Source organism: Streptomyces sp. CNP082 (assembly GCF_059570535.1).
This window is the reverse complement of the sequence record NZ_JCANSZ010000012.1, coordinates 153,926-160,532: the sequence shown is the minus strand read 5'-3', so window position 1 is coordinate 160,532 and position 6,607 is coordinate 153,926. Positions and strand designations below refer to the sequence as shown.

Below are 6,607 nucleotides of genomic sequence, written 5' to 3'. Positions count from 1 at the left end.
CCCTGTCGGCTCTTCCTGGCTGAACCAGATCGAGATCTGGTTCGGGGTCATCACCCGGCAGTCGATCCGTCGCGGCACGTTTTCCAGCGTCAACGTCCTGGTCAAACAGATCCGCGACTACATCGACTCCTGGAACCAGAACCCGAAACCATTCACCTGGACCGCAACGACCGGCGAGATCCTCGCGAAGGTCCGGCTCGTCGCGACCAGCGTGAAGAAGCTTGTCAACAACAACTCGAACTGACACGAACCGGATCACGAGACACTAGCGGCATCTTTCGTAAAAATCAGGCGTGACCCATTGTCGGCGACATAGGTAACTTCACTTTCTGAAACCTGAAGTCCCACGTCGTAGACAGACGTCCAGCCCTTACCGAACATGCCTTCACGGCCATTGTCCGATGCATATGTACGTCGCAGTTCGAACGGGACTCCTGGAGCCGCCACCGTGGCATCCACGACCGATTCATTGAGTGCCCCGGTGCCGGTGTTAACGGGATCCCCCAGATAACCCTGGAATTGCTGACGCCCGCTCGTGTCGGAGCAGACGCAGCCGATTTTCTCATCGGCAGCGATGCGCAGTGGAGGCCCCTGTGCTGCGATATTCGGGGACCTGACTTCTTCACTCCACCCGGTGGCGCAGCCCCAACCGCGCGGATCTGAATAGGTGCCCGGGTCGGCCGACACCGCGATCTTCGCGTAATACTCGACACCCAGTTCCAGAATGGTCGGGTCGTCGACTGCCCACTGGCTGGTGGGGTACCAGTCTCGCTCCCCTTCCGGATCCGAGTGGCACCACTGCTTGATCAACTGATCGTCCGAGGCTCGGTAAAGGGCGTGGTGAAAGGACTCAATTCCTACGGGGTTGTCCCACTTGAGGTCCCCCCACTCGACATCGAAGCCGAACCAATTATGCGGGGCTACCCGCATGTTCGAAACGGGGCTGACGGCCAGTGGCCTGGTCTCGTCGCGGGATGCCTCGCCTGGCCCCAGATCAGGGTTCCTCGATGGTCCGTTAAGCGTTTCACCTGGCAATTCGATGGAGGCGCCCCGCTTATCCGGCGCCCGCAACTCGGCCACCTGCGCCCGACGCTCCTTCAGCGTCATCGGCTGCTCTGGATCCAACGGCTCCGACATGCGCGCTGTCATGGAGTTCGTTACTTCGGCTGCACTGTGCTGACCTGTCGTAGCCGCCGACGCGACTGGCTCTGCCATGCGCAGCCCACTGGCAAGAAGCGCCAATAAGGTGATCCCTGCCAGAGCGCCCCGCAGCCCGATGAAACGCAGCATCGGTCAACCCCTCCCATACTGCACATTCCACCGCGAATGTGAATAGTTGCTCGTACGATGACTCATAGATCACTCCCCGTCAACGGTTGGGGACTCTTTGTCTAGATCTAGTGGGTCGCGTACGCCTGCACAGCCGAAGCGACTTCAGGAGGAAGCGGTGATCGCCGCGAAGCCTCATGGGATCCGACCGTCGATCGTCGGGGGGTGTCGTGTTCGGGCGGCGCGGCGGGGAGTGCTCCTGGCGCCGACGTGGGAAAGCAGGGGTGTCTTGGGTGGATAAAGGGGCGCAATCGCCCGGATCGCCCCTCCTGCCTGCGCCGTTAGGCCACGCGCGTGCCTGATTGATCACACCTGAGCCCCCATGACCGGTGTGCCGACGCACCGTCGCTACGATGGCGAAGGCCGGTGGACCGTACCCGGCCGGGTCATGACCGACAGTGCACTGCCCGAGCCCTGACGGCCGGCCCCCGATCAGTTTCCGGAGGGTTTTTCCGTGCCGGCTGGAACGCTCTACCGCGGCCGGGAAGGCATGTGGTCCTGGGTGGCGCACCGCGTCACCGGCGTCCTCATCTTCTTCTTCCTGTTCGTCCACGTCCTCGACACGTCGCTGGTGCGGGTGTCCCCCGAGGCGTACGACGAGGTGGTGGCCACGTACAAGACGCCGATCGTGGCGCTGCTGGAGTACGGGCTCGTCGCCGCCGTCCTCTTCCACGCGCTCAACGGCCTGCGCGTCATCGCCGTCGACTTCTGGTCGAAGGGCACCCGGCTGCAGAAGCCGATGCTGTGGACCGTGGTCGGGATCTGGGCGGTGCTGATGGCCGGAGCGATCTATCCGGTGCTCGGCCACTCCGCGCGCGAGCTGTTCGGGAGCTGAGGAACATGGCCACCACCGACGTCGAACTGACCGGCTCCACCGCCGCGTACTCCGCCGACAACCCCGCCCCGCTCATCGAGGCCCCCCGCGCCCGCACGCCCCGCGCCACCGCGTCCACGCCCCGTATTCGCACCAACGTCGAGCTGTACGGCTGGCTGTTCATGCGGCTGTCGGGGGTCGTGCTCGCGGTCCTGGTCGTCGGCCACCTGCTGATCCAGCTGGTGCTGGACGGCGGCGTCAGCAAGATCAGCTTCGCCTTCGTCGCCGGCCGCTGGGCTTCCCCGTTCTGGCAGGGCTGGGATCTGGTCATGCTCTGGCTCGCGATGCTGCACGGCGCCAACGGGCTGCGCACGGTCATCAACGACTACGCCGAGCGCGACGGCACCCGTTTCTGGCTGAAGATGCTGCTGTACTCCGCCACGGTCTTCACCGTCCTCCTGGGCACGTTGGTGATCTTCACCTTCGACCCGAACATCCGCTGACGCGGCGAAGAGGTTCCCCTCATGCAGATCCACAAGTACGACACCGTGATCGTCGGCGCGGGCGGCGCCGGCATGCGCGCCGCCATCGAGGCGACGAAGCGCAGCCGCACCGCCGTCCTGACCAAGCTGTACCCGACGCGCTCCCACACCGGCGCCGCCCAGGGCGGCATGGCCGCCGCCCTCGCGAACGTCGAGGAGGACAACTGGGAGTGGCACACCTTCGACACCATCAAGGGCGGTGACTACCTGGTCGACCAGGACGCCGCCGAGATCCTGGCGAAGGAGGCCATCGACGCGGTCCTCGACCTGGAGAAGATGGGCCTGCCCTTCAACCGCACCCCGCAGGGCCGGATCGACCAGCGCCGCTTCGGCGGCCACTCGCGCAACCACGGCGAGGCGCCGGTGCGCCGCGCGTGCTACGCGGCGGACCGCACCGGCCACATGATCCTCCAGACGCTCTACCAGAACTGCGTGAAGGAGGGCGTGGAGTTCTTCAACGAGTTCTACGTCCTCGACCAGCTCATCACCGAGACCGACGGGATCAAGCGGTCGGCGGGCGTGGTCGCGTACGAGCTGGCGACCGGCGAGATCCACGTCTTCCAGGCCAAGGCCGTCATCTACGCCTCGGGCGGCAACGGCAAGTTCTTCAAGGTCACCTCCAACGCCCACACCCTGACCGGCGACGGGCAGGCGTCGGTGTTCCGGCGCGGGCTGCCGCTGGAGGACATGGAGTTCTTCCAGTTCCACCCGACCGGCATCTGGCGGATGGGCATCCTCCTCACCGAGGGCGCGCGCGGCGAGGGTGGCATCCTGCGCAACAAGGACGGCGAGCGCTTCATGGAGAAGTACGCGCCCGTCATGAAGGACCTCGCCTCGCGCGACGTCGTCTCCCGCGCGATCTACACCGAGATCCGCGAGGGGCGCGGCTGCGGCCCCGAGGGCGACCACGTCTTCCTGGACCTCACGCACCTGCCGCCGGAGCAACTCGACGCCAAGCTGCCGGACATCACCGAGTTCGCGCGCACGTACCTGGGGATCGAGCCGTACACCGACCCGATCCCGATCCAGCCGACCGCGCACTACGCGATGGGCGGCATCCCCACCAACGTGCGCGGCGAGGTGCTGGCGGACAACACCACGGTCGTCCCCGGGCTGTACGCGGCCGGCGAGGTGGCCTGCGTCTCCGTACACGGCGCCAACCGGCTGGGCACCAACTCGCTGCTCGACATCAACGTCTTCGGCCGCCGCGCGGGCATCGCCGCGGCGGAGTACGCCGCGACGGCGGACCACGCCGAACTGCCGGAGGACCCGGCGGCGTTCGTGGTCGGCGAGGTGGAGCGGCTGCGCGACTCGGCGGGCCAGGAGCGGGTCGCCGAGCTGCGGCGCGAGCTGCAGGAGACGATGGACAAGAACGTGATGGTCTTCCGCACGGAGCAGACCATCAAGGAGGCGGTCGAGAAGCTCGCGGAGCTGCGCGAGCGGTACCGGAACGTCAGCATCCAGGACAAGGGCCGGCGTTTCAACACCGACCTGCTGGAGGCGATCGAGCTGGGCAACCTGCTCGACCTGGCCGAGGTCATGGCGATCTCCGCGCTCGCCCGCAAGGAGTCCCGGGGCGGCCACTACCGCGAGGACTACCCGAACCGCGACGACGTCAACTTCATGCGCCACACCATGGCGTACCGCGAGGTCGGCGACGACGGCGCGGAGACCGTCCGGCTCGACTACAAGCCGGTCGTGCAGACCCGCTACCAGCCGATGGAGCGTAAGTACTGATGGCAACCCCCGTCATGGACAAGGCCGAGGCCGAGGCTGCCCGGCCGGCAGAGTCCCCGTACATCACCGCGACGTTCCGCATCCGCAGGTTCAACCCGGAGACGGCGGCGGAGTCGTACTGGGAGGACTTCCAGGTCGAGATCGACCCGAAGGAGCGGGTCCTCGACGCGCTCCACAAGATCAAGTGGGACATGGACGGGTCCCTGACCTTCCGCCGCTCCTGCGCCCACGGCATCTGCGGCTCCGACGCGATGCGCATCAACGGCCGCAACCGGCTGGCGTGCAAGACGCTGATCAAGGACATCTCGCCGGAGAAGCCGATCACCGTGGAGCCGATCAAGGGCCTGACGGTGCAGAAGGACCTGATCGTCGACATGGAGCCGTTCTTCCAGGCGTACCGCGACGTGATGCCGTTCCTGGTGACCCACGGCAACGAGCCGACGCGCGAGCGCCTGCAGTCGGCGGCGGACCGGGAGCGGTTCGACGACACGACGAAGTGCATCCTGTGCGCGGCGTGCACGAGCTCGTGCCCGGTGTTCTGGAACGACGGCCAGTACTTCGGCCCGGCGGCGATCGTGAACGCGCACCGCTTCATCTTCGACAGCAGGGACGAGGCGGGGGAGCAGCGCCTGGAGATCCTGAACGACAAGGACGGGGTGTGGCGCTGCCGCACGACGTTCAACTGCACGGACGCCTGCCCCCGGGGGATCGAGGTCACGAAGGCGATCCAGGAGGTCAAGCGGGCGCTGATCACGCGGCGGTTCTAGGACCTGGGCCCGCCGGCCCCGCCACCCGCCTGCCGCGGGCGCCGGGGCCGCGGACCGCGGCTCAGCCGTGGAGGTCCATGTCTACGCGATGTCCTCGCCGAACGCCTCCGTGATGTCTTCGACGGCACCGCTGGCGTCCCCGCGCCACCGGCTCACGGCATCGGCCGCGTCGCGCAGGACCTGGGCTCTTACGGCGCGTTCCACGTAGGCGGAGAGATTGCCGTGTGTTGCTGCCTTGGCCGCGGCGAGGAGGTCCGGAGGGAGAGTCAGGGTGACGCGCTCACGTGCCTGCCTGTGCGGGGTCATACTCAACGTGACACTTCCGTCGTGACACGGCCTTGCTCGCGTAGGCTCTCGGCGACGAAGCCGCGGAGAAAAAACATGCCGTGCTCCACGCGATCAGTCCTGCGGCGGGTCGGTGAAGAGCTCTTCGACGCTCGTGGCGGTGATGGCCTTGTCGAGCCAAGTGTCGAGCATGGCCAAGTCGGTGCAGTCGGCGATGCGTTCGCGTGTGGAGTCATCCACGGGGATGCCGCGGGCCGCCAGCACCCGGAGCACGCTCACCGCCTGCCCCTCCGCTCGTCCTTCTTCGCGCCCCTCAGCGCGCCCCTTTTCTTGGCCCTCTTCGCGTAGTCCTTCGGCGACGTAGCTACGGAAGGAAAACAAGCCGGTCTCCACGAAGTTCCTCCAGATCTTCCCGGCCGGGGTCTTCTCCAGACCACTGGCCGCCAGTTCGACGCAGATCGTGCGGGTGTCGTCGTCGGTCTTCTGCAGGGCTTCCGCCAGCACTGCCAGTATGGCACCCGCATCCGGGTCATTGCTGTGCGTAATGGCGGAGAAGACCGCGAACGGCACGTCCTCCGCCGCGCGTTCGTAGTCGGTGATCTTCGGGACGTTGTGCGGGCCCAGCACCAGCGGGGTGAGCGTGAGGTTCGGGTGGGACGGGTGGCCGATACGGAAGGGGCTGGAGGCCCACAGGGCGGTTCGGCGGTCGCGGCAGACGACGAGGAGGATCGGATGGTGGCCGTATCTGTTGCGGACGTAGCTGAGGTAGTACGCCCAACTGTCCGGCTTGTCCTCGTCCGGCTTCGTCTGGGCTTCGACCAGCAGGAAGTAGGTATTCCCGTCGGGGAACTCCAGCCGCAGCAGCGTGTCCACGTGGCGCTCTACCGGCCGTACCTCCGTGACGTCGCTGTCGATCGCCGTCACCACGGCGTCGCCCGGCAACGGGAGGTCCAGCAGCCTGAAGGCGCTGGTGAATAACCCCGGGATCTGCTGGAAGGCCCGGTGGTGCGTCTCGTGTGGGGAGTTGACCACGAAAGGGACGCTAGTCGCCGATCCGGCGATTCCATCGGCATATCGGTTTATCTCGCTCGAACGAGCGAACGACTCCCGGTCGTGTTGACGCCCCCGCGCCC

At 66.6% G+C, this 6,607-nt stretch carries 7 protein-coding genes and 1 pseudogene; 5 read left to right on the top strand and 3 right to left on the bottom strand.

Annotated elements, in window-relative coordinates; translation table 11 throughout:
- Positions 1-244, top strand: a pseudogene (locus B124_RS13520) (IS630 family transposase); the annotation flags it as partial.
- 11 nt (positions 245-255) lie between these two features.
- On the opposite strand, the gene B124_RS13515 reads toward B124_RS13520, so the two are convergent.
- A complete protein-coding gene (locus B124_RS13515) occupies positions 256-1,290 on the bottom strand; it encodes a DUF6531 domain-containing protein (RefSeq protein WP_496503031.1) in 1,035 nt (344 codons plus the stop codon).
- Positions 1,291-1,783: 493 nt separating this feature from the next.
- On the opposite strand from B124_RS13515, the gene sdhC reads away from it, so the two are divergent.
- Genes sdhC through B124_RS13495 form a run of 4 tightly spaced genes read left to right on the top strand, consistent with a single transcriptional unit; the run spans position 1,784 to position 5,189 of the window.
- Positions 1,784-2,164 carry a succinate dehydrogenase, cytochrome b556 subunit gene (gene sdhC / locus B124_RS13510; RefSeq protein WP_496503030.1) on the top strand — a complete coding sequence of 127 codons (381 nt, stop codon included), beginning with the start codon at positions 1,784-1,786 and terminating at the stop codon, positions 2,162-2,164.
- Between the two features lie 5 nt (positions 2,165-2,169).
- On the top strand, positions 2,170-2,646 hold the full coding sequence (locus B124_RS13505) for a succinate dehydrogenase hydrophobic membrane anchor subunit (protein WP_496503029.1): 477 nt from the start codon (positions 2,170-2,172) through the stop codon (positions 2,644-2,646).
- Positions 2,647-2,667: 21 nt separating this feature from the next.
- Positions 2,668-4,422 carry a succinate dehydrogenase flavoprotein subunit gene (sdhA, locus tag B124_RS13500; protein WP_496503028.1) on the top strand — a complete coding sequence of 585 codons (1,755 nt, stop codon included), beginning with the start codon at positions 2,668-2,670 and terminating at the stop codon, positions 4,420-4,422.
- A complete protein-coding gene (locus B124_RS13495) occupies positions 4,422-5,189 on the top strand; it encodes a succinate dehydrogenase iron-sulfur subunit (protein ID WP_496503027.1) in 768 nt (255 codons plus the stop codon). The genes sdhA and B124_RS13495 overlap by 1 nt, the downstream gene beginning before the upstream one ends.
- Positions 5,190-5,270: 81 nt before the next feature.
- Here B124_RS13495 and B124_RS13490 read toward each other — a convergent pair whose 3' ends face one another.
- Together B124_RS13490 and B124_RS13485 are read right to left on the bottom strand one after the other, a co-directional pair.
- Entirely contained in the window at positions 5,271-5,495 is a 225-nt protein-coding gene (locus B124_RS13490; protein WP_496503026.1) for a type II toxin-antitoxin system CcdA family antitoxin, read from the bottom strand.
- Between the two features lie 93 nt (positions 5,496-5,588).
- Positions 5,589-6,506 (bottom strand): RpnC/YadD family protein, encoded by a 918-nt coding sequence (locus tag B124_RS13485; protein ID WP_496503025.1) that lies wholly within the window; start codon positions 6,504-6,506, stop codon positions 5,589-5,591.
- Positions 6,507-6,607: the final 101 nt, after the last annotated feature.